The organism is Streptococcus sp. 3874, from assembly GCF_013276425.1.
Lineage (GTDB): Bacteria > Bacillota > Bacilli > Lactobacillales > Streptococcaceae > Streptococcus > Streptococcus pseudopneumoniae.
This window is the reverse complement of the sequence record NZ_VMLA01000159.1, coordinates 1-510: the sequence shown is the minus strand read 5'-3', so window position 1 is coordinate 510 and position 510 is coordinate 1. Positions and strand designations below refer to the sequence as shown.

Genomic DNA, 510 nt, shown 5'->3' with positions numbered 1-510 from the left:
CTAACAGTTGTATCAGAGAGCTGAATTCCCTCTTCTTCAGCTAGTAATTCACAGAAATGAAGGACATTTGGTTTATATGTTTCATAGGAGAGGTATTTCTTTAGGACACGTTCTTTGATTTCATCAGGGATTGCATGTTTTGGTTTTTGATTTCTGTTTCCGTGTCTGAAGGCTTTTTTTCCTTTCTGTTGATAGGCTAGTAGCAGACGATTGATTTGTCTTTCAGAAAGATTCAGTTCGACACAGGGTCGTTTCTTTGTTTTCTTTCCTTGGTCTATAGCTTTTATCACAAGATATTTTTTCGTTTCATTCATATTCAGTTGGATACTTTTCATACGACTATTTTATCAAATGGGACATTTTCACGTTCGATTTACTAAAGACATTCTCACATTCGAGCCAAATTTCAAGTTCAAGTTAGCCATGAAGAAGTCTTCTCTGGGTGATTTGTAGTTCAAGCATTTTTTAGGATAGTTATTAATCCAATTTTCGATGAATGCGACTTCTTTG

Annotated in this window: 1 protein-coding gene and 1 pseudogene; both read right to left on the bottom strand. The window is 35.1% G+C overall.

The features are described 5' to 3' along the window. Positions 1–314 (bottom strand): helix-turn-helix domain-containing protein (locus HT703_RS11380; protein WP_155449077.1); only part of this gene is annotated, 314 nt, incomplete at its 3' end. Positions 315–362: 48 nt separating this feature from the next. Beyond that, a pseudogene (locus HT703_RS11375) lies at positions 363–510 on the bottom strand (IS30 family transposase); the annotation flags it as partial.